At 56.4% G+C, this 25,813-nt stretch carries 24 protein-coding genes; 19 read left to right on the forward strand and 5 right to left on the reverse strand.

The window, feature by feature from the left end:
- Positions 1 to 420 precede the first annotated feature (420 nt).
- Positions 421 to 1,785, forward strand: coding sequence for an esterase-like activity of phytase family protein (locus M2407_RS20325; protein WP_259219125.1), 1,365 nt, complete (start codon positions 421 to 423; stop codon positions 1,783 to 1,785).
- 56 nt (positions 1,786 to 1,841) lie between these two features.
- Here the strand turns inward: M2407_RS20325 and M2407_RS20330 are convergent, their stop codons facing one another.
- Entirely contained in the window at positions 1,842 to 3,017 is a 1,176-nt protein-coding gene (locus M2407_RS20330; RefSeq protein ID WP_048759661.1) for a low temperature requirement protein A, read from the reverse strand.
- Between the two features lie 307 nt (positions 3,018 to 3,324).
- On the opposite strand from M2407_RS20330, the gene M2407_RS20335 reads away from it, so the two are divergent.
- Together M2407_RS20335 and M2407_RS20340 are read left to right on the forward strand one after the other, a co-directional pair.
- Entirely contained in the window at positions 3,325 to 3,609 is a 285-nt protein-coding gene (locus M2407_RS20335; RefSeq protein ID WP_020825418.1) for a DUF1471 domain-containing protein, read from the forward strand.
- A 239-nt stretch (positions 3,610 to 3,848) separates the two neighbouring features.
- Positions 3,849 to 4,406, forward strand: a complete 558-nt coding sequence (locus M2407_RS20340) for a class I SAM-dependent methyltransferase (RefSeq protein ID WP_020825419.1) — start codon at positions 3,849 to 3,851, stop codon at positions 4,404 to 4,406.
- Here the strand turns inward: M2407_RS20340 and M2407_RS20345 are convergent.
- Positions 4,403 to 4,867 (reverse strand): GNAT family N-acetyltransferase, encoded by a 465-nt coding sequence (locus M2407_RS20345; RefSeq protein ID WP_020825420.1) that lies wholly within the window; start codon positions 4,865 to 4,867, stop codon positions 4,403 to 4,405. The genes M2407_RS20340 and M2407_RS20345 overlap by 4 nt on opposite strands.
- Positions 4,868 to 5,083: 216 nt before the next feature.
- Here M2407_RS20345 and M2407_RS20350 point away from each other — a divergent pair, with 216 nt between their 5' ends.
- From M2407_RS20350 to M2407_RS20375, 6 genes are all read left to right on the forward strand, one after another.
- Positions 5,084 to 6,199, forward strand: coding sequence for an ABC transporter substrate-binding protein (locus M2407_RS20350; protein WP_020825421.1), 1,116 nt, complete (start codon positions 5,084 to 5,086; stop codon positions 6,197 to 6,199).
- The gene (locus M2407_RS20355) at positions 6,192 to 8,321 is read left to right on the forward strand and encodes a TonB-dependent siderophore receptor (RefSeq protein WP_201895691.1); all 2,130 of its coding nucleotides are present in this window, start codon (positions 6,192 to 6,194) and stop codon (positions 8,319 to 8,321) included. Before M2407_RS20350 ends, M2407_RS20355 begins: the two co-directional genes overlap by 8 nt.
- A 90-nt stretch (positions 8,322 to 8,411) precedes the next feature.
- Positions 8,412 to 8,930: a GNAT family N-acetyltransferase gene (locus M2407_RS20360; protein WP_217330870.1), complete on the forward strand. Its 519-nt coding sequence runs from the start codon at positions 8,412 to 8,414 to the stop codon at positions 8,928 to 8,930.
- 115 nt (positions 8,931 to 9,045) lie between these two features.
- Positions 9,046 to 9,570, forward strand: a complete 525-nt coding sequence (gene aroL / locus M2407_RS20365) for a shikimate kinase AroL (RefSeq protein WP_020825424.1) — start codon at positions 9,046 to 9,048, stop codon at positions 9,568 to 9,570.
- Positions 9,571 to 9,743: 173 nt separating this feature from the next.
- On the forward strand, positions 9,744 to 10,790 hold the full coding sequence (locus M2407_RS20370) for an aldo/keto reductase (protein ID WP_048759653.1): 1,047 nt from the start codon (positions 9,744 to 9,746) through the stop codon (positions 10,788 to 10,790).
- Between the two features lie 82 nt (positions 10,791 to 10,872).
- Positions 10,873 to 11,460: a TetR/AcrR family transcriptional regulator gene (locus M2407_RS20375; protein WP_259219157.1), complete on the forward strand. Its 588-nt coding sequence runs from the start codon at positions 10,873 to 10,875 to the stop codon at positions 11,458 to 11,460.
- Here M2407_RS20375 and M2407_RS20380 read toward each other — a convergent pair.
- Positions 11,417 to 12,175: a helix-turn-helix domain-containing protein gene (locus M2407_RS20380; protein ID WP_409049657.1), complete on the reverse strand. Its 759-nt coding sequence runs from the start codon at positions 12,173 to 12,175 to the stop codon at positions 11,417 to 11,419. The genes M2407_RS20375 and M2407_RS20380 overlap by 44 nt on opposite strands.
- Positions 12,176 to 12,276: 101 nt before the next feature.
- Between M2407_RS20380 and M2407_RS20385 the strand changes: the two genes are divergently transcribed.
- From M2407_RS20385 to ppnP, 7 genes are all read left to right on the forward strand, one after another.
- The gene (locus M2407_RS20385; protein ID WP_122077452.1) at positions 12,277 to 12,681 is read left to right on the forward strand and encodes a nuclear transport factor 2 family protein; all 405 of its coding nucleotides are present in this window, start codon (positions 12,277 to 12,279) and stop codon (positions 12,679 to 12,681) included.
- Between the two features lie 46 nt (positions 12,682 to 12,727).
- Positions 12,728 to 12,928: a YaiA family protein gene (locus tag M2407_RS20390; protein WP_020825429.1), complete on the forward strand. Its 201-nt coding sequence runs from the start codon at positions 12,728 to 12,730 to the stop codon at positions 12,926 to 12,928.
- 601 nt (positions 12,929 to 13,529) lie between these two features.
- Positions 13,530 to 14,303: an IclR family transcriptional regulator gene (locus M2407_RS20395; RefSeq protein WP_128864403.1), complete on the forward strand. Its 774-nt coding sequence runs from the start codon at positions 13,530 to 13,532 to the stop codon at positions 14,301 to 14,303.
- 199 nt (positions 14,304 to 14,502) lie between these two features.
- Entirely contained in the window at positions 14,503 to 16,068 is a 1,566-nt protein-coding gene (locus tag M2407_RS20400; RefSeq protein WP_187962343.1) for an OPT/YSL family transporter, read from the forward strand.
- A gap of 31 nt (positions 16,069 to 16,099) precedes the next feature.
- Positions 16,100 to 17,029 (forward strand): DUF1177 domain-containing protein, encoded by a 930-nt coding sequence (locus M2407_RS20405; protein WP_046374380.1) that lies wholly within the window; start codon positions 16,100 to 16,102, stop codon positions 17,027 to 17,029.
- A gap of 4 nt (positions 17,030 to 17,033) precedes the next feature.
- Positions 17,034 to 17,711, forward strand: coding sequence for an AroM family protein (locus M2407_RS20410; protein ID WP_142815806.1), 678 nt, complete (start codon positions 17,034 to 17,036; stop codon positions 17,709 to 17,711).
- A 211-nt stretch (positions 17,712 to 17,922) separates the two neighbouring features.
- On the forward strand, positions 17,923 to 18,213 hold the full coding sequence (ppnP, locus tag M2407_RS20415; protein WP_020825434.1) for a pyrimidine/purine nucleoside phosphorylase: 291 nt from the start codon (positions 17,923 to 17,925) through the stop codon (positions 18,211 to 18,213).
- 191 nt (positions 18,214 to 18,404) lie between these two features.
- On the opposite strand, the gene rdgC is transcribed toward ppnP, so the two are convergent.
- Together rdgC and M2407_RS20425 are read right to left on the reverse strand one after the other, a co-directional pair.
- Positions 18,405 to 19,316, reverse strand: coding sequence for a recombination-associated protein RdgC (gene rdgC / locus M2407_RS20420; protein ID WP_020825435.1), 912 nt, complete (start codon positions 19,314 to 19,316; stop codon positions 18,405 to 18,407).
- A gap of 88 nt (positions 19,317 to 19,404) precedes the next feature.
- Positions 19,405 to 22,017: an ATP-binding protein gene (locus M2407_RS20425; protein WP_259219171.1), complete on the reverse strand. Its 2,613-nt coding sequence runs from the start codon at positions 22,015 to 22,017 to the stop codon at positions 19,405 to 19,407.
- Positions 22,018 to 22,158: 141 nt separating this feature from the next.
- On the opposite strand from M2407_RS20425, the gene M2407_RS20430 reads away from it, so the two are divergent.
- The 3 genes from M2407_RS20430 (at position 22,159) to M2407_RS20440 (ending at position 25,791) form a co-directional block, all read left to right on the forward strand.
- A complete protein-coding gene (locus M2407_RS20430) occupies positions 22,159 to 23,679 on the forward strand; it encodes a sugar ABC transporter ATP-binding protein (protein WP_020825437.1) in 1,521 nt (506 codons plus the stop codon).
- 32 nt (positions 23,680 to 23,711) lie between these two features.
- Positions 23,712 to 24,701, forward strand: coding sequence for an ABC transporter permease subunit (locus M2407_RS20435; RefSeq protein WP_044548626.1), 990 nt, complete (start codon positions 23,712 to 23,714; stop codon positions 24,699 to 24,701).
- A gap of 148 nt (positions 24,702 to 24,849) precedes the next feature.
- Positions 24,850 to 25,791 (forward strand): ABC transporter substrate-binding protein, encoded by a 942-nt coding sequence (locus tag M2407_RS20440; protein WP_048759639.1) that lies wholly within the window; start codon positions 24,850 to 24,852, stop codon positions 25,789 to 25,791.
- Positions 25,792 to 25,813: the final 22 nt, after the last annotated feature.

Genomic DNA, 25,813 nt, shown 5'->3' on the forward strand with positions numbered 1-25,813 from the left:
GGGCGTTAGCACTAAAAACTATAGAACACCTTTTTAAATTAATGCAGGTTTCTATAAGTAATTTCTTAATGCACCTTGAGTAACAGCGGGTATTAAATCCCCGGGAATTAATTTTGTCTATGCGACTTCATCCCTATTCTTAGGTTTTTCGTGCGTTTGCTGTTTTTTTTATCGCTGTTATAAGAATTTACCCTAAGCTTAGCTGGTATAGGTATTTTTAGCGGAAAATAGCTATGGTTAAATTTGATTTTCTATCTGTTTTTTCCATTCGAATTGTCTGCGTTAATTGCTAATTCCTATTTGCCATATTTAATTGTTGCTGCAATTCATAGCATTAGGTCTGTTTGTCATCAGGCTGTCATGTAAGACTAATACCTTAGCAAGCTGCCAACTCTACCCCCATAACACTGAGCCAACATCATGAAAATAAAATCAGTTTCGCTGTTAATCAGCGCGTTGTTCCCCCTGTTTTCTTATGCTGCCACCGACGTTGAAGTGGCGCGTTATATTGTCAGTTTTCCGGGGGGCGAGCATGTGAGTTATCAGGGAGCATTCGCCAAGAATTTCCCGCAAGGATTACCGGTGGGTATCGGATCGGGCCTGGTATTCAATGGGCGTGAGGGTAAGGACTTGCTGTTAACGACGTTGACCGATCGCGGCCCGAATGCCGACGCGCCTGCGGTAGGCGATCAGGAAGCAAAAATCTTCGCTAATCCGCAGTTTGTGCCGTTGCTGATGGACATTCGCGTTGGCGACGGCAAGGCGGTCGCCAGCAACTTGCGCCCGCTGCATGACCAGCAAGGCCCTATCAGCGGATTACCGCTACCGGCGGGGTTGATTGGTTCAACCAATGAAGTGGCGCTGAGCGACACGCTGAAAACGTTGGAAAGCGATCGACGTGGGCTGGATACCGAAGGCATCACGCCGGACGGTAAAGGCGGCTATTGGCTGTGTGATGAATATGGTCCATTCCTGATCCATATCGACAATCAGGGCAAGATCCTCGCCAAATACGGCCCGACCCCGGAGCAGGGGGAGCAAGCAGTGGCCAGCGGGTTACCGAATATCATCAAGTGGCGCCAGCCGAACCGGGGCTTCGAAGGGATCACCCGTTTGCCGGACGGACGCATTCTGGCTGCGGTGCAGAGTACGCTCGACGTCGACGGCAAGAGTAAAAACAAGGCGCAGTTTACGCGCTTGGTCAGTTTTGATCCGGCCAGCGGCAAAACGGCCATGTATGGCTATCCGATCGATATCGACAGCTATAAAAAAGCCAAAGACGCCAAGGTGGGTGACATCGTGGCGGTGGACAACCAACATATCCTGCTGGTTGAGCAGGGCAGCGATAAAGACAAGCAGATGATCAATAAGATCTATCTGGTCGATCTCAGCCAGGCGAGCGATCTGACGGCTTTCGACGGTAAAGGAAAGGCGCTGGAGTTTGACGATGCCAAAGATCTCGCCAAGCGCGGCGTGAAGCTGGCGCAGAAACGTGAAGTGGTGGATCTGCGTAAATTGGGTTGGCAACAGGAGAAGGTAGAGGGCCTGTCGCTAATTGACGAACGCACCCTGGCGGTGATTAACGATAACGATTTTGGCCTGCAGGCCAAGCTGGTGGACGCACAGCCCAAGGCCAAGAAAATCGGCGATTATCAGCTGGATAAACAGGGCAGCCTGAGCCTGGACGGCAAAGCGGTATCCACCCGTATCGAGCTGCAACCGCTGGAGAAACCGGAATCGCTTAGCGAGCTGTGGGTGCTGACGCTACCGCAACCGCTGAAGTAAATAAGGCAACAGGGGGCGACGTCTCAATAGCGCGCTGCCCCCTGTTTTCTGGTTTATCAGTGAACGCCGCCGGCCTGCGGCGTTCTGCCGCGTGAAATACTCTCCCACACCGCGACGGCCACCATAATCAGCGTGGTCAGGCCATTCACCATCAGTAAATCGGTGAGGTAGGCTATCGGCGCCAATACCGCCAAAGCGATCAATCCCACCAGGTGCGAAAGCGGGAACCGACGATACACCAACCGCTTGTAAAGTGCGTTGGCGAGCAGGTAAATCGCCGGGCCCAGCAGCAGCACTGCTGCCGTCACATTGTCGATATGGCCGTCAGGGTGGGCGATCACCAGTTCATTGGCAACGGCACAGACGATGATCGCGCCAACCAGCACCACGTGTACGTAATGGAAGTTAGCGCCCAGTTGGCCGGGGTTTTCCGCCTGGCTGATAGCATGGCTGCCGGCTTTGCTGCTGGTATCAAAATAGACCCACCACATCGCCAGGCTGCCGAGAAACGCCACCAGTGAGGCAATCAGCACCGGTGCGCTCCAGGACTCCATTTCGCTGAGGGTCGAACCGGTAATCAGAATGGTTTCCCCCAACGCTACGATCACGAATAGTTGGCAGCGTTCCGCCAGATGATGGCCTTCGATAGTCCATTCGCTGCTGCTGTCGGAGCGACCCAGCACCGGTAAGCGGAAACCGAACATCGGCGAAACGTATTCGCACAATACTGCCAGCGCCCACAGCAACAGTCGGTTATGACCTTCCGCCAGGCCGCCAAGGATCCAGAACACCGCTGAAATACACATCCAGCCAAAAATACGGCGGAAGTTTTGTTTCAGTGGATGGCCGGCGGGCAGCAGGTTCAGCACCACGCACGATCGGCCCACCTGGATCGCCACGTAAAACAGCGCAAAAGTCAGCCCCCGTTCGCCAAAGGCCTGTGGCAGAGCAGAAGAAGCGAACAGGCCCAACAACATAATGCCAAACAGCAGAATACGGATAGGACGGGTATCCGGGTTAAACCAGTTGGTGACCCAGGCAGTGTATTGCCAGGCCAGCCAAACGGCGAACCACAGCAGCAGCGTTTCCACCGCGCCGGTCAGCGTCAGATGGTGCAGCAGGTAGTGGGAAAGCTGGGTAACGGCAAAAACGTAAATCAGATCGAACAGCAGTTCCGAAAACGAAACCGAAGCACCATGACCATCACGAACACGCAGTAAGGTTTGCGACATAGGGAGTCCTTCCATAATGATAACCTTCAGAAATAGCGTAGTTCAGTCGCGGTTGCGGGGAGAAGAATCTTAAAAGAGGCGGTTTTTATATTCCCTGGCCAAACAGACTTTAAATTGTCATCTGTCAGGGGTAGAGTGACGGTATAGACCCGCTTTGTCCTGCCAGAGACATACCTGCACGTACTTCCTCCTTATTTTCATCACAATGATTGATGTTCTTTACATTGGATTACGTCTGCTTTCATTGCCTGGTAGATAATTAACTCCACTGATACGAGAAAATAAACAAAAACATCTGGAGTTCATTATGAAACTATTACCTGGCATCGCAGCAGTTCTTTTGGCAGCCGCTTCATTCTCTTCCTTTGCAGCGCCGCTGTCATCGGTAAAACAGATCAATACAGAGCAGGCCAGCGGTATGCAAAGCCTTGGCGTAGTGTCGGTTTCCGGCGTTAGCGGTTCTCCGGGCGATGCGGTTCACGCACTGAAAGAAAAAGCTCAGGCGGACGGCGCCAGCAGCATTCGTATTATCGGGCTGGACACCCCGGGGGATTCCAGCAACTGGCGCGGTAATGCAGAAATATATCGTTAATCGTCTGCAGTAAATAAAATTCGGCTACTGTAACAGGTGGCCGATAAAATAAACGGGTGTGGATAATAATCTGACCGGTAATGCAATTACTTGATTACCCGATGATGATGTCCACACCCTTTTTTATCTGCGCTCGGTTGCATTTTATTACAACTGTGTCGGCGGTTTTAGGAAACATGTTAATGAATACTTAAGGAATTGGGGTCAGATTGGTGACTACTCAACCTAAGGAGGCCCCAATGTTAAACGCGACACGGCTGCAACTGAAAAACCACTTTTCCTACCTCCAGCAGTTTATGGCTTCGCCGCGCACCATTGGTACGCTGGCACCTTCTTCCCCCTGGCTATGTCAGGCGATGTTGAATCAGGTTGAATGGACCGGGGCGCTGTCGATCGCCGAACTGGGCGCGGCGGACGGCGTGCTGACCAAGCGGATATTAGGCCGGATGCGTGCAGATGCTTCGCTCGAGGCCTTTGAAATCCAATCTCATTTTGTTCATCAGCTGCGGAAAATTGACGATCGTCGTCTGCAGGTGATGGATCGCTCGGCTGAAGAGATGGCCGGCGATTATGACGTGGTGTTCTCTTGCCTGCCGTTGCTGTCGATCCCGCTAAAAATCAGCATGCGTATTTTGCAGCAGGCACAGCAGCGTTTGCTCGCGCGCAACGGAACCTTGGTGCTGTTTCAGTACAGCCACCTGTCGGAAAAGCTGCTGTCCCGCTATTTTCACTGGAAGCGGCTGCGGGTGGTGCGCAACTTCCCGCCAGCGTTGGTTTACATCTGCACGCCGCGTTAGCCCAGTTTTTTTTCCATCACCACCACTTCGCCATCATATTGCCGTCGGCGTTCGATGGTCTGCCAGCCCCAACCCGCATACAGCGCCTCGGATTTATCGGTGATCAGGTGCAATACGGGGTGATTGCGTTGGCGTGCCAACAACACGATGGCCGCCTCCAGCCGTTGCGCAATGCCCTGGCGACGGTGATCCGGGTGGACGAATACGCCGGCCAGCCAGGGAGAAAGGTCCATCCGATGATGATCGTCGCTCGGCCACAGGCTGGCCATGCCCAGCGGGCGTTCGTCCTCGATCGCCAGCAGGGTGGTGTAATCTTCGCTCGGCTGCGCGCACTGGGCAAAGCGTTGGCGCGTGCGTTCCAGTGAACCGCCGCGTTGCGAACCCCATTGACCAAACGCCCATGCGGCGCAAACGTCGCTGAACTGTGGGCACTCCGCCAATGGAATAATACGTTGGGTCATCTCGGTACCTCCTGAATTATCTGCAATCTGGCTTGCCACAGATCGCATTATCGACCGATTTTTTAACTTTATAAAACGGCATTTACAGCGATTTTTCACGTATCAGCGCCGAAATAGCGTGATTCAGCGGATTTAACCGATCCGCCAAGCGTTGTGATTGAAAGTGTTAATGAGAGTGATTATCATGCGCGCATATTTTACCGATCCGGCTTACCCATGCGCAATTCCCTCATGTTACTGCTGTTTTCCTTGCTGCTTGGCGTTTTTAACGTTCAGGCGAAAATGGTCACCGACATCACTGGTCGCCAGGTTGAGGTGCCGGATAATCCGCAGCGCATCGTGGTAGGCGAAAGCCGCATGCTGTATACCCTGGCGTTGCTGGAGCCGGGTAACCCTGCGCAACGTATTGTCGGCTGGCCGGAAGACATGGCGCGTTTCGATGCGCAAAGCTGGCAGCTGTATACGCAGAAATTTCCTCAGATCAAAGCCATACCCTCTATCAGCAAGGGCAACTTCCGCCAGGTTAACATTGAAAATCTGATCCAGTTGAAACCGGATCTGGTGATCCTTGCCCGCTATGCGAAGGAGGAGGGCGACAGCGATTTGCTGCTAACGGCGCTGAGTAAGGCGGGTATTGCCGTTATCTACGTCGATTTACGGGTCGACCTGCTGCATAACACCGTACCCAGCGTTCGACTGCTGGGTGAGGTGCTCAACCGTCAGCAGCGTGCGGAGCAGTTTATCGACTTCTACCAGCAGCATATGGCGGTGATCCAGCAGCGTCTGGCCAGCTATCGGGGGCCAAAGCCCAAGGTCATGCTGCATTTGCACCTCGGGCGGCGTGAAACCTGCTGCACCACCGCGGCTCATGGCAATCTCGGCGATCTGCTGGCCTTTGCCGGCGGCGACAATATCGCCAGCGCCAGTATCAAAGGGGTTTATGGCGAACTGAACCCCGAAACCATTCTGACCGCCAATCCTGATATTTACATTGCCACCGGCATGGCAGGTCCACAGGGTAAGCGCTTTTCCGATTTGCGTCTGGGGCCGCTGGTTACCCAGCAGGAAGCGGATGAAAGCTTCCGTCAGATCATGCAAAAACAGCCGATGCTCGCCAACCTGAAAGCGATAAAAAATCATCAGGCCTGGAGTATCTGGCACAACTTCTATCTCAGCCCGTACCACGTCGTGGCGGTCGAAATGTTCGCCAAAGCGTTTTACCCGGATCTGTTTGCTGACATCAACCCGCAACAGACCTTTAAGCAACTCTATCAACAATTTTTGCCGTTACCTTTTTCAGGGACCTATTGGAGTCAGTTACAAAATGAATAATACCCAGCGCGGCTGGTGGTGCGCACTGCCTCTGGCGGCCTGTGCTTCTGCTCCGGCGATCGGCGCCGACAAAACCGCCGAAAAAGAACCAGGGGAAACGCTGGTGGTGGTCGGCCAGGCCTCTGCGAAGGGCGTGCAAAGTTATCAGCCGCTGACCAGTGTGACCGGCACCCGAACCGAGACCAGCCTGCTGAACGTGCCGCAGGCAATCGACGTGGTGCCGCAGCAGGTGATTACCGATCAGGCGGTCAGCAGCCTGGATGAAGCGCTGTATAACGTCAGTGGCATTACCCAGGCGAACACCTTGGGCGGTACCCAGGACGCGGTGATGAAGCGCGGTTTTGGTGATAACCGCGACGGCTCCATTTTGCGTGACGGCGTGCGTTCGGTGCAGGCGCGTAATTTTACCCCGACCACTGAGCGGGTTGAGGTGCTGAAAGGCCCGGCTTCGATGCTTTACGGCATGGGGGAACCGGGCGGGATGATCAACATGATCACCAAAAAGCCGCAGCTGCAGCAGCACACCCATGTGGAAGGCTGGGGCAGCAGCTTCAAGGGCGGCGGCGGTCAGTTGGACGTCACCGGTCCGCTTGGTACCTCCGGGTTCGCCTACCGGATGATTGTCGATCACGATGAAACCGATTACTGGCGTAACTTTGGCCGTAACCGCCAAACGGTGATTGCGCCGTCGCTGATGTGGTACGGCGAGAGCACCACGGTACGCGTTGCCTACGAACATATGGAATATCTGGTGCCGTTCGACCGCGGCACCATCATTGATTCGCGCACCGGCAAACCGGTAAATACGCCGCGCGACCGCCGCTTCGACGAAAGTTATAACGCCACGCGGGGCGATCAGGACAGCGTCACCCTACAGGTTGATCAGGTGCTGAATGAAAGCTGGAAAAGCTCTCTGACCTACGCCTATAGCCGTAACAGTTACAGTGACAATCAGGCGCGCGCGCTGGCTTTGGATCCTGAAACTGGCGTGCTGTCGCGCCAGGCCGACTCCACCGCCCATGCTGTCAGCCATGCCAACGCGGTACAGCTGACGCTCAACGGTGACGTTGACTGGGGCAGCATCAACCACCAGATGCTGTTTGGCTTTGATTTTGAAGATAACCGTACCTACCGCGGCGATATGATCCGTGGCAAGAAGAACAGCGATTTCAATATCTATGATCCGGTGTATGGCCTGATGCCAACCTCGAACGCCGTCAGTGCCAAAGACAGCGATCAGCGTGAAAACCTCACCAGCTACGGCTGGTTTATGCAGGATTCCGTTCAATTGACCGATAAATGGTTGGTGATGGGCGGGCTGCGTTATGACGCTTTTGACGTTTTTGCCGGTAAAGGGCGTCCGTTTGTCACCAACACCGACAGCTCCGACGGCAAATTAGTGCCGCGCGCCGGGGTGGTCTACAAACTGACGCCCTATGTGTCGCTATACAGCAGTTACACCGAGTCCTTCAAGCCAAACTCGTCCATTGCCAGCCAGATTGGCTCATTGCCGCCGGAACAGGGTAAGGCCTGGGAAGTCGGCAGCAAGGTCGAATTGCCCAACGGCGTTACCGGGACCCTGGCGTTGTTCGACATCACCAAGCGTAACGTGATGGTCAGCGAACTGGTGGATGGTGAAACCGTCACCCGAACCGCCGGACGCGTACGCTCGCAGGGCGTGGAGTTGGATGTTGCCGGCAACATCACTGATTCGTTAAGCATGATCGGCTCTTACGCATACACCGACGCGCGTGTGGTTGATGACCCGGACAACAAGGGTAAGGAGATGACCAACGTGGCGCGCCATACCGCCTCGCTGTTCCTGACGCAGGATCTGGGCTCCCCGGGGCTGTATAGCGGCGACAACGTACGCATTGGCGCAGGGGCGCGTTATGTTGGCCGTCGTCCAGGCGACGCCGCCAACAGTTTCAGTCTTGATAATTACACCGTTGCCGATGCCTTCGCCGCTTACACCATGCCGGTGCAGGGTTATCGGGTGAAGTGGCAATTGAACGTGAAGAATCTGTTCGATAAAACCTATTACCCTTCCAGCGGCGGCAATTTGCGCGTGGCGGTAGGGGAACCGCGAGAAGTGGTGCTGCGCGCCAGTGTCGACTTCTGATTTTTCGTACAGGAATACGTCCCGGCGAGCAGGTATCTGCCGTCGGGGAAATCTGGTTAAATAGCCGGCCCCGTTGTTAAGGAGAACCCGATGAGCCTGCAAATCCGTTTGGCGCAGCCGCAGGATATCGCTCAACTGATAGCCGTTGAGCGCTCGGCGGCGCAGCTGTTTCATCAACAACCGGCCTGGCGTTTTATCGCTGAAGGTCCGGTGATGAGCGCAGAGCAGCATGCTGATTTTATTCAGCGACAGCATGAATGGCTGGCGGAAGGTGCGGCGGGGGAGGTCGCCGGCTTTATCGCCGTCGTGCCGCAACAGCAGGATTGGCATATCGCCGAACTGTCTGTGGCTGCCAACTGGCAACGTCAGGGCATCGGGCGCCACCTGCTCGTTGAGGTTGCGGCGCAGGCCGCGTTGTCGGGCGCGCAGCGCCTGACGCTAACTACTTTTATTGACGTGCCCTGGAATGCGCCTTATTACCGGCGTCTGGGGTTCAGTCCGATAGCCGCCGAACGGCTCAGCTCGTCGTTGAGGGCAAGGTTGGCGGAAGAGGTGGCGCAGGGTTTTGCCGCAGGCAGCCGCTGTGCCATGGAATTTACACTATCGTAAATATTGAAATACAGGCTGATGGCGGTATGATGCAGCAACTACGCCATCGCACGATCTGCACGCTGGATTCTGGCGTGCTAACGCATTCAAGTCACCGTATAAGGGACAACCCGTAATGACACAAACCATTTTCATGGTGGGCGCGCGCGGCGCCGGTAAAACCACGGTGGGCAGTGCACTGGCGTTGGCGCTGGGCTATCAATTCACCGATACCGATCTGTTTATGCAACAGACCACGCAAATGAGCGTGGCGGAAATGGTCGCAAATGAAGGCTGGCTGGGATTTCGCCGCCGTGAAAGCATTGCTCTGCAAACCGTCACCCAACCGTCAACTGTAGTTGCCACCGGCGGCGGCGCGATCCTGGCGGAAGAGAACCGTCAATTTATGCGTCAGCACGGCACCGTCATTTATCTGCGCTCACCGGCCGAGGTGTTGGCGCAGCGGCTGGAAGAGTACCCGCAAGACGCGCAACGCCCCACGTTGACCGGTCGTCCGATCGCTGAGGAGATGCTGGAAGTGCTGGCCGCACGCGAGGCCTTGTATCAGGAGACCGCACACTACGTGATGGACGGCACCGGTAACCCACAGCAGGTGGTTGAAAAGATCCTCGCCGTACTGCAATTGGAAACGGTAAAGTAATCCCCTCTGACATTTTCGGGCACCGCGCTGCGTGCCCGATCTCTTCGTATCTTCCCTTGGTTTTTGCCTTCGCCGCAGATTGCGCTTGCTTTTATAAATGATGAATGACATATATAAAATAATGATGACCATCATCTATTTTGATAAATGCAACGTAATCGTGAGGTTTTACCATGAAATACACCACCTTTGGCCGCAATACCGGCCTGCGCGTTTCTGAACTGGCATTAGGAACCGGCAACTTTGGCACCGGCTGGGGCTACGGTTCGGAAAAAGAACAGGCCAAACAGGTTTTCGATCGTTATGTCGACGCCGGCGGCAACTTTATCGACACGGCTGATACTTACCAATTCGGCCAGTCAGAACAGATGGTAGGGGATTTTATCGCCGCCGAACGCGACCGTTTCGTGGTCGCCACTAAATACACCTTGGGTGCAGCGCCGGACGCGGGTATTGCCTATACCGGCAACAGCCGCAAAAACATGATTGCCTCGGTAGAGAACAGCCTGAAGCGGCTGAAAACCGATCGTATCGATCTGCTGTGGGCGCATTTTTCCGACAACCTGACGCCGCTTGAAGAGATCGTTCGCAGTTTTGACGATCTGATCCGCGCCGGCAAGATCCAATATGCCGGGTTGTCCAACTTCCCAGCCTGGCGCATTGCCCGTGCAGATACGCTGGCAGAATTGCGTGGCTGGGCGCGCATTGCAGGTATACAGGTGGAATACAGCCTGGTAGAGCGGACCGCAGAACGTGAATTGCTGCCGATGGCCGAAGCGCTGGGGATGGCCGCCACCCTGTGGTCGCCGCTGGGCGGTGGTTTGTTGACCGGGAAGTATCGCCATAGCGATGCTGGTCGATTGAGTGAGTTGGGGCGCCTGGTGCATCGCGAAAAAGACACCGCGTTGCTGGATGAAGTGCTGGCGATTGCGCAAGAACACCAGGCCCTGCCGACCCACGTTGCTATCGCCTGGCTGCGCAACAGGGCCGCGCATTCCAGCACCAGTCTGATCCCTATTCTGGGTTCGCGCACGCTGGACCAGTTAGAGGATACGCTGGCGGCGCTTGATTTGACGTTGGACGAGCAGCAGATGGCGCGTCTGGATCGGGTCAGCGCGATTGAACCGGGCACGCCTCATCGGCAGATTGCCGACACGCTGGCGCGTGCGCAGGGCGGTGACAGTTCCCGCTTTGCCGCGCCGCGTACCCCGCGCGCCTGACTCTTTGGATGAAAGGCATCATCTATTGAGCGCTGTCGGTGGATAGCCTAAGATGATGCCTGATTGATAAGGAGAAAACGCCATGGCACGGGTTTCAAAGCAGCAGATGGAGCGCAATCGCGAGGCGATTGAGCAGGTGTCTTCACAGCTTTTTCGCGAACGCGGCCTGAATGGCGTCAGCGTTAACGATCTGATGGCGGCCGTGGGGCTGACGCACGGTGGCTTCTATGGCCATTTTGCTTCCAAGGACGAACTGGCGGCGGTGGCCAGCCGCAGGGCGGTAGAGGAATCCGCTCAGCGCTGGGAAACCGCCAGCCGTCAGCCCGACCAGCACAATTTACAGACTCTGGTTGACGCTTATCTGAACGTCAGGCACCGCGACTGCCCGGGCGAAGGTTGCATGGTTGCCGCTCTGGCCGGTGACGTGGCGCGCGAAGAGGCGGATAAACCCGTGCATCAGGCTTACCTGAGCGGTGTGAAAGCCATGTTGGCGCGGCTGGAGTCGCTTTCGCCAGATGAACAACAACCCCAACGACAACAGCAGGCGCTGGTGCAGATGGCGATGCTGGTGGGGGCACTGACGTTGGCAAGGGCAACGCAGGGCGATGCGCTGTCAGAACAGTTTCTTAACGCGACGCGTCAGGCGCTGTTACCGACTGAGGCTGACTAAAATACAGCCCCGGCGTGGTGCCAAAACGCTGACGGAAGGCGGCAATATAGGCGCTGACATTGTCATAACCGTATTCACCGGCGATGCGACCGACCGATTCACCACGCGATAACGGCTCCAGCGAGCGAATCACCCGTGCTTGCTGGCGCCAACGGGCGAAGGTCACACCGGTTTCGCTAATAAAACGGCGACTGAGGGTGCGTACGCTCACCCCGGCCCAGGCGGCCCAGTCACTTTGGGTACGCGCGCTGGCGGGTTCATTCAGCAGGGCGCGGGCGATTTTCAACAGCCTGGCGTCCTGCGGTAGCGGTAACTGCAGCGGTACGCTCTCTTCCACAGAAATCTCATCCAACAAGACCCGCAATAGGCGTTGTTGCGCCGGATCCAGCTCTTGTCCCGCAAAAGGAGCAATACGTTCCATTAACGCCTGAATCAATGCGGAGGCAGGGCTCAGATGCGGCTGCGCCGGCAGCGTCGCACAGTAGGACTCCGGCAGATACAGACTCCAGCCGATGACGTTGCCGCATGCCAGTGCCTGGTGCGCACAGTTGGGTGGCAGCCAGCCGATACTGCCGGCGGTCATTGCCCATTGGCGCTCCCGGGTTTCCAACGCCATCATGCCGTGGGTCAACAGGTAGATCTGTCCGCTGGCATGCTGGTGCCAGGGCGTCAGGTGTTTTTTCTCATGCCAAAGTCGCTGGCTCTGCAGGATCATAATGATTGGCCGATTTGCAGTATTAAAAGTCCAAGTGCGGTTATTATGCCATGCTCTGTTCGTTTTATGATCTCCGCGTCATTCAATTCTGGAGATCGACCATGACCCCGAAAACCTCCACAGCCCTGGTGCTCGATGCCTTGCAAAAGGTTGTCGCCGCCCCGCAACATCAGCCGACGCTGATCGCTGAGCTTTTCAGTGCGGATTACCGTCAACAGGTGGACGGCAAGACGCTGGACTACATGCAGTTTGTGCAACATATGGCGTTGCTCAAGCAGTTGACTCGCAGCATGACGCTGGAGATGGTCGCCATTGCCGGGCAGGACGATTCGGTGTTGACGCATCATAGGGTGCGGGTGGAAAAGCGCGATGGCAGCCTTAGTCTGGTTAAGGTGCTGGCGCATTTCACCGTACGTGACGGCAAAATCTGCGCCTGCGATGAACTGACGCAACTGATGGAGGGCGATCACGCCGATCGCGATCTGGGGTCACGCATGTCGGTATAAATCGCGCTGCTATACTTAATCCTGTGGAATCACACGGGAGATCAACATGCGCGAAAATAACCGACCAGGCTATCCGAGAACCGCCCGAGTGGTCGCCGTTGACCGGGGCGATCCCAGCTTGCATATGCACCGTTTCGAGGTGCGCACCGACGATATAGAACCCAACACGCTGCTCAGCGAGCATGCAACCGAGCAGGAAGCGTTGGATGCCAAGCACCGCTATGAGGACCCTGCGTTGGAAGACTAATCGTTATCCCTCAGAAACCGGCGTAAAGCCGGTTTCTTGTTTTTCCCGCTATAGCCTCTGTTTTCCAGTCTTTTATTGATCATCATTTGTGTGATTTTTATCGCGCTCATTGGGTGTTTCACTTCTGGGAAAAGAGATGTCCAATTCCGAGTTACAGGCGTTGTTTCAACGCCATATGCTGATGTTGTTGCAGCAGGCGTAGTCGTCTCAACCGCCTTAAACGTTATCCCAAAGACGCGTTTCGTTTTGCCTACGCTGCCGGGCGACACTTTCTATAACGGTGTGGTGGAATTAACTGTGCCGATCGATTTCAGTCTGCATAACGCTCGCTTCTGATTCTGGGGTGGCAAAGCGTATTTTGTTTGCTCAGGTGAATGGCGTTTTCAGCAGCTTGTGCTGATATTTCCCCCAGCTTAAGTAGATGTGCAAATTAATTTCCCTCATGACTTTGGCGATCTGTCCGCTATTTTATTTTCAAAAGCATCATTCTCTTTAATTTTCCGCAGCGTAAAAAATAAACTGCTTGACGATAAGTTGTGCGAGTTTTAGTTTCTAATTATCGAACAGGAACTAAGTTCCATATAGTGGAACAAGGCGTGCCATGACAACCCTGGAAAATGCCGCAGCGGTATTAAAGTTATTTTCACAACAACGAATGATGCACGGGCAACCCGGTATTTCATTCAGCGATGTGGTGAACCAACTGGCGCTGCCGAAAAGTACCGTATCGCGCCTGCTGCAGACCATGGAAACACAGGGCATGCTGGAGCGCGATCCCGACAGCAAGCTGTATAAAATCGGTCGTTTGCTGTTATCGGTTTCCAGCCACTATCTGTCGACGCCGCTGGTGGACAGCGTGGCGGCCAGCATGGTGCAGCTCAGTCAACTGACTTGCTGCACGGGTTATGTTTCGGTGCTCGAGGGGCAGGAGATCATGGTGATGCGTATGTTCCCGGGCCGTCACTTCCTCCAGGTAGTGACGCCGGCGGGCAGCCGTTCACCGGCGGCGGAAACGTCGGTGGGCAGGGCAATTTTAGCGCGTGCTAGCGATGAACAGGCTATTGCGCGCTATGCTGCGGGTTACCACGTGGCTTCGCCCAACGCCCCGCAATCGCCGGATGCGTTGTTGAGCAAGCTGGCGCAAATTCGGCGGCAGGGTTGGTCCCTGGCGCGTAACGAAACCTTGCAGGGGATCAGTTCGCTGGCGACGGCGGTGACCAATAAACACCGCAATGAGACGGTGGGGCTCTGTTTATCCTTTGCCACCCAAGCGGACGAACAACCGTTTTCTCCTGCCGTATTAGAAGCGTTGATGACGGTATCTCGGCAATTAGCGGAAAAGTTCGGTGATGATTATTGGCAACAGATCAAATAACGCATCGAAATAGTTCTGCTAGCACGGAGTAATTAATGAAAGCCAACACCAGGGAATTCGTTAGTTATTTCACTTAAGGTTACGGGTCAAAAAATTATTAATTCAAATCGTAGTTCCAAATACCGGAACTACGACGGCAGCTTGACGCCGAAAAATGACCTTTGCCATGCGCCAGCGAATATTCAGGGAAATTGACTCTATGAAATCCAATACCACCATAAATCCGTTGAAAGATATCGGTACGCTGCTGGTGATGGTGATTCTGTCCATCGTTGGGGCGATCATCGGTGTGCAGCTAATCACTACGTTGGGCGTGACCCCCAATACGTCGATCATCGGGGCGCTATTCGCGATGCTATTGGCGCGCATTCCGCTGCAAATGTTCCAGCGTTATCGATCGGTACATACGCAAAACCTGGCGCAAACGGTGATTTCCTCCGCCACCTTTGGCGCTGCCAATTCATTGCTGATGCCCATTGCCGTGCCTTATGTGATGGGGCAGCCGCAGCTGATCCTGCCGATGTTTTGCGGTGTGGCCGTGGCAATGTTGCTTGACGCCTACCTGCTGTATCGCATGTTTGACACCAAAATCTTTCCTGCCGCCAACGCCTGGCCGCCAGGCGTTGCGGCGGCGGAAGCCATCAAGGCTGGCGATCGGGGGGGCAAACAGGCCTGGTTGCTGGTGGTGGGCGTGGCGGTGGGGATCGCCGGGTCGATGCTTAAAATCCCGATGGCGGCCTTCGGCACCGCATTTATCGGCAATATTTGGGCTTTGGGGATGTTTGGCGTCGGCCTGCTGCTGCGCGCCTACGCAGAACCTATGGCGGGTTTCGACATCAATGCGCATTTTATTCCTCATGGGGTAATGGTTGGCGCCGGATTGGTGGCGTTGATCCAGGTGGTGCAGGTGATCCGTAGCAAAAGCGTCGACGCCGCCGGTTACAGTCAGGCAGATAGCGAAGTCAGCAAGGCGCTGGGGCTGGGAGCCGTTGGCTATATCGTTATCGCTGCGTTGCTGGCGTTGGCCGGCGGGCTGTATAGCGAGATGTCGCTGACCATGCTGGTGTTGTTTGTGATTTACGCTGCATTTGCTGCCTTTGTGCATGAGTTGATCGTCGGTATCGCCGCCATGCACTCTGGCTGGTTCCCGGCCTTTGCGGTGGCGCTAATCACCCTGATCATCGGCATTTTGATTGGTTTTCCGCCGGTGGCACTGTGCGTGCTGACCGGGTTTACCGCCGCCACTGGCCCGGCGTTTGCCGATATGGGGTTTGATCTGAAAGCCGGCTTTATTCTGCGCGGCTACGGCAAAGATTTGCAGCAGGAGCTGTTGGGGCGTCGCATTCAACTGTTTGCCGCCTTGATCGCCTTTGTTATTGCCATCCCGGTGGTGTACTTCGCTTACAGCAGCTACTTCCTGCAGGACCTGATCCCACCGGTAGCGCGGGTGTACGCCAAAACCATCGAGGCGGGCGCGCAGCCGGGCATTGCCTTCAGCTTGCTGATCTGGGCCATTCCCGGGGCCATCGTGCAGCTGATTGGCGGGCCCAAACGCCAGCTCGGCGTGCTGTTAGCTACGGGCCTGCTGATCAACAACGCGTTGGCGGGGTGGGCGGTGCTCCTTGGCATTGCGCTGCGCATCCTGATTATCCGTCGCTGGGGCGACAAGGGCCGCACGCCGATGGAAATCATGGCGGCCGGTTTTATTGCCGGTGACGCGTTGTACAACTTTTTCAATTCGATTTTTTCCAGCAAAGGGAAATAACCCCCCGGTTAAATTGTGAGGTCAGCCGATTATGAGTTTGCAACAAACGCTGCAGGTTTTTGAATTAATAGATAATGCCTATGTGAGCGGTCAGGACGTCGTCGATCTGTTTGCGTCTTATCCCGGCATCCGGGCCAGTACGTTGCGTGCCAGCGGACCGAAAGGCGCCACCGATTTCGTGCGAATCGATATCCCCGGCAGCGCCGGTAAAAACCAGGGTGGGGATGCGCCAACCCTGGGCATTGTCGGCCGGTTGGGCGGCATCGGTGCGCGGCCTACGCGCATCGGCTTGGTGTCCGACGGCGACGGGGCAATTGCCGCGATTGCCAGCGCGTTGAAGCTGGCAGAAATGCAGCGCAAAGGGGACGTGTTGCCGGGGGATGTCATTATCACTACCCATATTTGCCCTGACGCGCCAACCCGCCCGCACGATCCGGTCGATTTTATGGATTCGCCGATCGACGACGTGACGATGAACGACAATGAAGTGGTGGCGGAAGCCGATGCAATCTTGTCTATCGACACCACCAAAGGCAACCGCATCATCAATCACAAAGGTTACGCGCTGTCGCCGACGGTGAAAGAAGGCTACATCCTGCGGGTGGCGGAAGACTTGCTGCGGATTATGGAGATGACCAGCGGTCGTCCGGCGGTGACGTTCCCGATCACCACGCAGGACATAACGCCGTACGGCAATGGGGTGCATCACCTGAACAGCATCCTGCAACCTTCCACCGCGACTTCTGCGCCGGTGGTTGGCGTAGCGATCTGTACCGAGTCGGTGGTGCCGGGCTGCGGTACCGGTGCCAGCCATGAAGTGGATATTGCGCTGACCGTGAAGTTCGCGGTGGAAGTGGCGAAAGAGTTCGGGCGCGGTACCTGCCAGTTTTACCAGGCCGATGAATACGCGCAGCTTCTGGCGTTGTACGGCAGCCTCAGCCACCTGCAAAAAAGGAAATAACCGGATGAATGCCTCATTTGCCACGCTGACTATCGGCCAGGCGCCGCGTAACGACATCATGCCGCTGCTGTCGGCCTTTCTGCCCGCGGATCAGGTGAGGCATGTCGGGCTGTTGGATGGACTGAGCTTCGGCCAGATTGACCAAGGCTACGCTCCTATGGCCGGTGAGAAGGTGCTGGTTTCACGCTTGTTGGACGGTACGCAGGTGAGGCTGGGCGCCTCGCGGGTCGAAAAGGGATTGCAGCAGAAAATCCGTGAGCTGGAAGCCGAGGGCTGTGAAGTGATCCTGCTGCTATGCACCGGAGAATTTGGCCGACTGCACGCCGAACGCGCGCTGTTGCTGGAGCCGGATCGCATTATTCCGCCGCTGATTTCCGCCATTGTCAGCCAGCATCGGGTCGGCATTGTGGTGCCGGTAGCGGAGCAAATCAGCCAGCAAGCAGGCAAATGGCAACGTCTGGCGACGCCGCCCTGTTTCGCCGTGGCCAGTCCCTATCTGGCGGACGACGCGGTGCTGGAACGGGCGGCAAGTGAGTTGCAGCGACAAGGGGCGCAGGTGGTGGTGCTGGATTGCATCGGCTATCACCGCCAGCATCGCGATTTCCTGCAGGCGCGGCTTGAAATACCGGTGCTGCTGTCCAACGTGCTGGTCGCCAAGTTGGCGGCTGAGCTAATTAACTGATTTAATATAGAATAAATCCTTAGCCTGGCGAATGACAGCGGCTGTCTGGCGCGTTTTTATCAGCGGATCCAGAGTGGCAGGCTGAGGAGCCATTGCCCGGCAGAATTTTACTCTGCGTCGCGATCGCATTTCGCGTGAAAAACCAGTGACAGATCAACCACAATCCCCCAATATGGATTTCCCATAAAGTTGATTACGCGGGTGCCAGTCTATGCTGAAAGTGAACGAGTATTTTGCCGGAAAAGTGAAGTCTATCGGTTTCGATAGTAGCAGCATCGGCCTTACCAGCGTCGGTGTGATGGAAGAGGGTGAGTACACCTTCACCACCGCCCAGCCGGAAGAAATGACCGTGATTACCGGGGCGTTGAAAGTCCTGCTGCCGGGCTCGCCGGACTGGCAGGTATTTATGCCGGGTGAGAAGTTCTTCGTACCGGGCCACAGTGAGTTCAACCTGCAGGTTGCCGATGCAACCGCTTATCTGTGCCGTTATTTGAGCAAGTAATCCATACCCTTCTTACTTGAAGCTGCTGCGTTGTTGGCTGCATGCGCTCACCCCAGTCACTTACTTGAGTAAGCTCCTGGGGATTCCCGCACTTGCCGCCTAGCTGCAACTCCAATTAATTTGGGTATGCTATCTGTGTTGCGAAGCTACTCATGTGGAACAAAGGCGCAGCGATTTGCGCCTTTGTGTACTTAACGCTGCGCTTCGCCACCCAGAGCTTCGATGGTGTTTTTGATTAACGCCGCCAATTCGCTGGTCATCAGGATGAAATCGGCATCAAAACGCTGGGCGAAGTCGTCACGATCGATATCGTCATTCTGCTCACGCAGCGTATCGGCGAACTTCAGACGCTTCAACGAGCCGTCATCCGCCAGCACCAGCTGAATGCGCTCTTGCCAGTCCACTGCCAGCTTGGTTACCAGTTTGCCGGCTTCAATATGTACCGCAATTTCATCGCTGATCAGGTTCTGCTTCTTGCAGCGGATCACGCCGCCGTCTTCCAGAATCGCTTTCAGTTCCGCCTCGTCCTGAATAATAAAGCCGGCCGGCAGTTCACCTGAACGCACCCATTCGGTCAGCGTCAGCTCGATCGGGCTTTCCATGGTCAATGGCACTACCGGCAGAGAGCCCAGGCTTTTGCGCAGCAGCGCCAGGGTATCTTCCGCGCGCTTGGCGCTGGCGGCGTCAACCATGATCAGATCGTTAACGGTGTCGATCCACATAAAGGTTTGGTTAAAACGGCTAAAGGCGCGCGGCAGCAGGCTGTGCAGCACTTCGTCTTTCAGCGCGTCTTTTTCGGTTTTCTTCAGTTTACGGTGCTGTTCGCCTTCGAGGCGTTCAATTTTGGCCTGCAGCTCTTGCTTGATGACCGGCGACGGCAGGATTTTTTCTTCCTTACGTGCGCAGATGACGATCTGGCCGTTAACCGCATGCGTCAATGCGTCGCTGTGGGAGCCCATCGGGGAGACCCAGCCGGTTTTCGCCATGTCCTGGCTGCCGCACGGGGTGAAAGCAAAAGCGCTGAGCTGTTTTTCCATTTCATCCGCGTTTAGCGCAACTTCGCGGCTCAAACGGTAAACCATCAAATTCTTAAACCACAGCATAATGTTATCCCTGGCTGGGCGTGCACCTGGCACGCTTATTCATCAAAAGCAGGGCGGCATAATAACGAATCAGAGGCGAAAAATCGCCTCATTCCCTCCGAATTGCGTCGCCGTCCGCGTTTGAACGTCGTGCTCGTTGCAGCGCTAACGCCAGTTGCCGCTGGCTGAAAGGCTTACGCAGCAGTTCAACGTTTGGCAGATTTTCTTCGTGCTGACGGCGGATGTCCTGGCCGCTGATCAGCAGGGCGGTAAGCTGTGGGTTAATCTCTCGCGCCAGCCCAATCACCTGTACGCCGTCCAGTTCGCCCGGCAGCATCAGGTCGCTGATCAGTATGTCTATATCCGGCGTCTGGCGCAGCAGCGCCAAAGCTTCCTGACTGTCCGCGCTGTCCAGCGTCAGGTAGCCGAGCTGGTGCAAGTGTTCGCACAGCGTATGGCGAACGTCATTTTCATCTTCCAGTACCAGCACCAGATTATCCGTGTTCTTGCATTCTTCGAGCTGCGGGGCGGGAACTTCCTCTATCGCCGCCGTAGGCGCTCGTGGGAGCTGCAGGCGCACCAACGTGCCTTTGCCCGGCGCGGTTTCAATCTGTACCCGTCCACCGGACTGGCGGACAAAGCCGTAAACCATCGACAGCCCCAGGCCACTGCCGCTGCCTACCGCCTTGGTGGTGAAGAAGGGTTCGAACACCTGAGCCTTCACCTCTTCCGACATGCCGCAGCCGGTATCAATCACTTCCAGCGCCACCATGTCCTGCTTTTTGCCGCCGCTGCGCACCACCCGTTGGTTGTAGATGCGAATATTCACCACGCCGCTGCGGCCTTCCATCGCATCCCGCGCGTTGACCACCAGGTTGATGAGCGCGTTCTCCAACTGATTGGCATCGATCCAGGCAGGCCAGCCAGGACGCTGTGCCTCGATGCTCAGTGAGAGCGTGCTGGGCAGTGAATGGCGCAACAGCTCCTGCAAATTTTCCACCAGCGATTGCAGCGTGATGGCCTGCGGGTGCAGCGCCTGTTTTCGGGAAAACGCCAACAGCCGCTGGGTAAGCTGTGCGCCGCGTTCGGCGGCCTTCAGCGCCCGAATAATGCGCTGTTCGGTCTGTGCGTCCTGCGTTTGTTGAGTGGTCAGTTCCAGGCTGCCGATAATCACCGCCAGCAGGTTGTTGAAATCATGCGCCAGGCCGCCGGTGAGCTGGCCGACCGCCTTCATTTTCTGGCTGTGCAGCAGCGCTTCTTCCAGCGCTTTGCGCTCGGTGCGTTCCAGCACCACGTTGACTACGCCACGGTTCGGTACCGGACTGAAGCGTAGCTCTACGGTACGACCATCGCTCAGGCGCAGTTCCTGCGGCTGTGGCAGTTCGCTAGACAGGTTGGCCAGCACCGCTTCCCAACGTTGACCCGCCGGTGGCGTAACCTGTTGCAGTAGCTCGCGGTAGTGCAAGCCGCGGTGCAGCTGGTGTTCGTTGAGCCCCAGCAGCAAGGGGTATTGCGGGTTCCACACCACCAGTTGACCGTCGTTATCAAACAGCGCAAAACCGTCGCGCATCGCCAGAAAGGTGGTTTCCAACTGGGTGCTTTTTTCTTTCAGCAGGCGGGAGGTCTGCTCCAGCGAGGCGGTGTTACGGGCAAAGACGTTAAATGCCCGAGCCAGCTCGCCCAGTTCGTCGCGGCGTTGCAGCGCCGGTACGCTGACGTCACGTTCGCCGCGCGCCAGCCTCGTCATGGCTCCGGCGATCGCCGTCAGGTTGGAACCGAGATTGCGGTAGATATACAGTCCGGCGAAGCCGGTAATCACCAGTGCCAGCAACGCGAACAGGCCGATAAACCAGCTTATGGAACTGAGCTCATGATGGGTTTGGTGGGTGCGCAGCTCCGACTCGTTGGCCACCTTTTGCACGTAAAGGTTGATATCGTCGTTGAGCATCGCGACTAACGCTTTGATATGGTAGGTGTAATAGGCCAGGGCCAGGTCGCTTTGCTCCAGTTCCAGCGTTTCGGGCAGCAGGCGCTGTTCGCTGAGCCGAAACTGCCGCATTTTCTCGTCTACCAAGACATCCGGGCTGTGTTGCGGCCAGTAGGCCATAACGTTGTCGATCTGCTGGGCTGCGGCCTTGGGAGTAGGGGTCTGTATGGCGATCGCCAGCAAGCGGTCGATCTGGCTAAGCAGCGGCTGCGAGGGCTGGTTGAGGTTATTGCGCTGATTGAGGGTGGCGATATGCCGCAGCGTGCTCTGCGACTGATACAGCCCGCTGAGCAGGATATTGCGCTGCAGATGCCGTTGGTGTCCCAGATCCAGCATGCGCGTTACGCTGCTTTCCAGCGCGTTGCTGCGGCTGATGATGCGCTTGACCAGCGCCGGTTCGCTGTGGGCCAACGGGGCGTCGGCCAGCCGGCTGAGCGAGGTTTGCAGCACCAGTTGCGTTTGTTTCAGCCGGGCGGATTCGCTCTGGTATTCCAGCGCACCCACCACTTGCGAGAGCCGAATAGCCGCGGTCGCCACGTTGGAGGTATCCCGGCTCAGCGCCATGCTGCCGTTCATTTCTGCCAGGGTTTGCGCCTGCATCTGTTCCTGCAGCTTGCCCGCATGGTAGAAACCGAAGATCGCCACGCCGCTGACCATCAGCGTCACCGCCACCACCAGCAGATTGAACATCAACAGGCGCCCACGCGCGCCGGCAAGGAAAGGCAGTCTGCGCATTGAATCCCCCGTAACTGACTGTTCGCAGTATAAATCCCCGTCCCATTAACAATATGACAAAGATGAACGGGCGCTGACATTTTGCATTTATTTATGCGTGGTTAACTGCATGCCATCCGAACCGCAACCTGAGGTATGACGATGAGCGCGACCCCGATTCTGGAAATGCACAACATCGCCAAGAGTTTTGGTCAGTTCTATGCGCTGAAAGGCGTCAACCTGACGGTGTATCGCGGTGAGATCCACGCGCTAATGGGTGAAAACGGCGCGGGTAAAAGTACCTTAATGAAAATATTGGCCGGCGCTTATATCGCCAGCAGCGGGGAAATTTTTATCGATGGGCAGCCGTTCGCCATCAAGGGGCCAAAAGATGCCCTGGCGGCAGGCATCACGCTGATTTACCAGGAAATGAACTTGGCTCCGAATCTGACGGTGGCGGAAAACATTTTTCTGGGCAGCGAGATCCAGCGTGGCGGCCTGGTGAAGCGCGGGCAGATGTTGCTGGAAGCGCAGAAGGTGATCGATCGTTTGGGGGCGCAGTTCAGCGCCGGCGATCGCGTGATGAAATTAACCATCGCCGAGCAGCAACAGGTGGAAATCGCGCGTGCGCTGCACCGTAACAGCCGCATTCTGGTGATGGACGAACCTACAGCGGCGCTTTCTTCACGCGAAACGCATCGACTGTTCGAGCTGATCAAACGGCTGCGCGATGAAGGCATGGCAATCATTTATATCAGCCACCGCATGGCGGAGGTGTACGAGCTGTCGGATCGCGTCAGCGTGCTGCGCGACGGTCAGTATGTTGGCAGCCTGATGCGCGACAAGCTGTCCGCCAGCGAGTTGGTGCGCATGATGGTGGGCCGCCCGCTGAGCGACTTGTTCAATAAGGAACAGGGCATCCCGGTGGGGGAACCTCGCCTGACGCTGCACGGCCTGACTGACGGCAAAAAGGTGAAGCCGGTCAGCCTTCAGGTCCGCGCCGGTGAAATTGTCGGCCTTGCCGGGCTGGTGGGCGCCGGTCGTTCCGAACTGGCGCAGCTGATTTTCGGCGTGCGCAAGTCCAGTGGCGGTACGGTGGAAGTCGACGGCAAGCCGGCCAGTATCCACTCGCCGCGCGATGCCATTGCTCTGGGCATCGGCTTCCTCACCGAAAACCGCAAGGAGCAGGGGTTGTTTCTCGATCTGGCCGCGCATGAAAACATCGTGATGGCGACGCTGGAACGTGACGGGCGCTATGGCCTGCTCAATCGCCGCAAGGCGCAGCGTATTTCCAGTGACGCTATCGGCCTGCTGAATATCCGCGTGCCACATGCTCAGGTGCGGGCTGGCGGCCTGTCCGGCGGTAATCAGCAAAAGCTGCTGATTTCACGCTGGGTAGCCATTGGCCCACGGATCCTGATCCTCGATGAACCGACACGCGGTGTGGACGTGGGGGCCAAGAGCGAGATCTATCGCATCATGAGCCAGATGGCACAGCAGGGCGTGGCGATCCTGATGATTTCCAGTGAATTGCCTGAGGTGGTCGGCATGAGCGACCGGGTTTACGTGATGCACGAAGGCAGCATTGTCGGGGAACTGGGCGGCGGTGAGATCAGCCAGGAAAACATCATGACGCTGGCCACCGGCGTTGACACCACCCAACCGCAGGCGACTACCGCATGAATAATTCCATCCCTACGCTCAAGGAGCCGACCATGACTTCGAATCCATTGCCGCCAGGCGCAAAAAATCCGACGCTGAAACGGGCACTGTTGGGCGATATGATGCAAACCGTCGGTATCTTGCCGATATTGATCCTGATCGTCGCGGTTTTCGGCTTTGTTGCCCCGAATTTCTTTACCGATGCCAACCTGCTGAATATCGCCCGGCAGGCGTCGATCAACATCGTGTTGGCGGCGGGCATGACCTTTATCATCCTGACCGGCGGCATCGATCTTTCGGTCGGTTCGATGCTGGGCACTACCGCGGTGGTAGCGATGGCGGTGTCACTGATGCCTGGCATGGCTGGAATGTCGATCCCGCTGGCGCTGTTGGCCGGTTTGGGCATGGGGCTGTTTAATGGTTTTCTGGTGGCCTACGCTGGCCTGCCGCCGTTTATCGTCACCCTCGGTACCTACACCGCACTGCGCGGTGCCGCTTATCTGTTGGCGGACGGCACCACCATCATCAATTCCAATATCAGTTTTGAATGGATCGGCAACGCCTACCTGGGGCCTATCCCCTGGTTGGTGATTATCGCCTTTGCGGTGATTGCCGTGTGCTGGTTCATTCTGCGCCGCACCACGCTGGGGGTTCATATCTACGCGGTAGGCGGCAACATGCAGGCGGCGCGCCTGACCGGGATCAAGGTCGGTGCCGTGCTGCTGTTCGTCTATGGCATGAGCGGCCTGCTGTCCGGGTTGGGTGGGGTGATGAGCGCCTCCCGGCTTTACAGCGCCAACGGCAACCTCGGTATGGGCTATGAGCTGGATGCGATCGCCGCAGTCATTCTTGGCGGCACCAGCTTCGTCGGCGGCATCGGTACCATTACCGGCACGCTGGTAGGGGCGTTGATTATCGCCACCCTGAACAACGGCATGACGTTAATGGGCGTTTCTTATTTTTGGCAGTTGGTGATCAAAGGGGCGGTGATCATCATCGCGGTGTTAATCGACAAGTACCGCACTCGCAATTATCAACACTGATCTACCCGTCCTCTTTCAAGCCGCAGCGTTGTGACTTGCACTCGCTGCCACTGGAAATCCATAGGGCAAGGTTGAGTGAGAAAGAAAGGTTGGTTGGCGCCCACCGGGGCAGTTTTTTCGTATCTCAGAAAATAATGAGGAAAACACTATGCGTTTCAAACCATTGATTACCGCTTTGCTGGTTACCGCCGCGCTCGGCAGTGCTTCGTTGGTGCAGGCGAAAGAGTTGAAATCGATAGGGGTGACGGTGGGCGATCTGGCCAACCCGTTCTTTGTGCAGATCACCAAAGGTGCGGAACTGAAAGCGCGCGAACTGGCCGGTGACAAGGTTAACGTGACGCTGGTGTCGAGCGGTTACGATCTCGGTCAACAGGTGGCGCAGATCGATAACTTTATCGCCGCCAAGGTCGATATGATCATCCTGAACGCCGCAGATTCCAAGGGTATCGGCCCGGCGGTGAAACGCGCCAAGGACGCCGGCATCGTGGTGGTGGCGGTTGACGTAGCGGCCGAAGGTGCCGATGCCACCATCACCTCGGACAACACCCAGGCCGGCGCCATGGCCTGTAAATACATCAGCGATCGCCTGAAAGAGAAAGGCAACGTGGTGATCATCAACGGCCCACCGGTGTCCGCGGTACAGAACCGGGTAGAAGGCTGCATGACCGAACTGAAGAAACACCCGGAGATCAAGCTGCTGTCCTATAACCAGAACGCCAAGGGCAGCCGCGAAGGCGGACTGGAGATCATGACCGCGCTGTTGGCGGCCAATCCGAAGATCGACGGCGTATTCGCGATTAACGATCCTACGGCGATCGGTGCCGATCTGGCCGCCAAGCAGGCGCAGCGCAGCGAGTTCTTCATCGTTGGCGTAGACGGATCGCCGGATGGCGAAGAGGCGCTCAAGCGCGGCAACTCGCTGTTTGTGGCAACCCCTGCACAGGATCCGCAGGTGATGGCGGCCAAGGCGGTCGAGATCGGTTACGAAATTCTGCAGGGTAAACCCGCACCAACCGGGCCGGTGCTGATCCCGGTCACCATGATCGATAAAAACAATATCGGCAGCTACAAAGGCTGGACGGTGAAATAACCTGCTATCGGCGGGGTCTGCT

This window comes from Serratia sp. BIGb0234, from assembly GCF_024809915.1.
Classification (GTDB): domain Bacteria; phylum Pseudomonadota; class Gammaproteobacteria; order Enterobacterales; family Enterobacteriaceae; genus Serratia; species Serratia liquefaciens.

Excerpts from the sequence above, each read along its gene's own strand:
- M2407_RS20325 (WP_259219125.1), top strand. The coding sequence starts at position 421 with ATGAAAATAAAATCAGTTTCGCTGTTAATCAGCGCGTTGTTCCCCCTG.
- M2407_RS20330 (WP_048759661.1), bottom strand. The coding sequence starts at position 3,017 with ATGTCGCAAACCTTACTGCGTGTTCGTGATGGTCATGGTGCTTCGGTT.
- M2407_RS20335 (WP_020825418.1), top strand. The coding sequence starts at position 3,325 with ATGAAACTATTACCTGGCATCGCAGCAGTTCTTTTGGCAGCCGCTTCA.
- M2407_RS20340 (WP_020825419.1), top strand. The coding sequence starts at position 3,849 with ATGTTAAACGCGACACGGCTGCAACTGAAAAACCACTTTTCCTACCTC.
- M2407_RS20345 (WP_020825420.1), bottom strand. The coding sequence starts at position 4,867 with ATGACCCAACGTATTATTCCATTGGCGGAGTGCCCACAGTTCAGCGAC.
- M2407_RS20350 (WP_020825421.1), top strand. The coding sequence starts at position 5,084 with ATGCGCAATTCCCTCATGTTACTGCTGTTTTCCTTGCTGCTTGGCGTT.
- M2407_RS20355 (WP_201895691.1), top strand. The coding sequence starts at position 6,192 with ATGAATAATACCCAGCGCGGCTGGTGGTGCGCACTGCCTCTGGCGGCC.
- M2407_RS20360 (WP_217330870.1), top strand. The coding sequence starts at position 8,412 with ATGAGCCTGCAAATCCGTTTGGCGCAGCCGCAGGATATCGCTCAACTG.
- aroL (WP_020825424.1), top strand. The coding sequence starts at position 9,046 with ATGACACAAACCATTTTCATGGTGGGCGCGCGCGGCGCCGGTAAAACC.
- M2407_RS20370 (WP_048759653.1), top strand. The coding sequence starts at position 9,744 with ATGAAATACACCACCTTTGGCCGCAATACCGGCCTGCGCGTTTCTGAA.
- M2407_RS20375 (WP_259219157.1), top strand. The coding sequence starts at position 10,873 with ATGGCACGGGTTTCAAAGCAGCAGATGGAGCGCAATCGCGAGGCGATT.
- M2407_RS20380 (WP_409049657.1), bottom strand. The coding sequence starts at position 12,175 with ATGATCCTGCAGAGCCAGCGACTTTGGCATGAGAAAAAACACCTGACG.
- M2407_RS20385 (WP_122077452.1), top strand. The coding sequence starts at position 12,277 with ATGACCCCGAAAACCTCCACAGCCCTGGTGCTCGATGCCTTGCAAAAG.
- M2407_RS20390 (WP_020825429.1), top strand. The coding sequence starts at position 12,728 with ATGCGCGAAAATAACCGACCAGGCTATCCGAGAACCGCCCGAGTGGTC.
- M2407_RS20395 (WP_128864403.1), top strand. The coding sequence starts at position 13,530 with ATGACAACCCTGGAAAATGCCGCAGCGGTATTAAAGTTATTTTCACAA.
- M2407_RS20400 (WP_187962343.1), top strand. The coding sequence starts at position 14,503 with ATGAAATCCAATACCACCATAAATCCGTTGAAAGATATCGGTACGCTG.
- M2407_RS20405 (WP_046374380.1), top strand. The coding sequence starts at position 16,100 with ATGAGTTTGCAACAAACGCTGCAGGTTTTTGAATTAATAGATAATGCC.
- M2407_RS20410 (WP_142815806.1), top strand. The coding sequence starts at position 17,034 with ATGAATGCCTCATTTGCCACGCTGACTATCGGCCAGGCGCCGCGTAAC.
- ppnP (WP_020825434.1), top strand. The coding sequence starts at position 17,923 with ATGCTGAAAGTGAACGAGTATTTTGCCGGAAAAGTGAAGTCTATCGGT.
- rdgC (WP_020825435.1), bottom strand. The coding sequence starts at position 19,316 with ATGCTGTGGTTTAAGAATTTGATGGTTTACCGTTTGAGCCGCGAAGTT.
- M2407_RS20425 (WP_259219171.1), bottom strand. The coding sequence starts at position 22,017 with ATGCGCAGACTGCCTTTCCTTGCCGGCGCGCGTGGGCGCCTGTTGATG.
- M2407_RS20430 (WP_020825437.1), top strand. The coding sequence starts at position 22,159 with ATGAGCGCGACCCCGATTCTGGAAATGCACAACATCGCCAAGAGTTTT.
- M2407_RS20435 (WP_044548626.1), top strand. The coding sequence starts at position 23,712 with ATGACTTCGAATCCATTGCCGCCAGGCGCAAAAAATCCGACGCTGAAA.
- M2407_RS20440 (WP_048759639.1), top strand. The coding sequence starts at position 24,850 with ATGCGTTTCAAACCATTGATTACCGCTTTGCTGGTTACCGCCGCGCTC.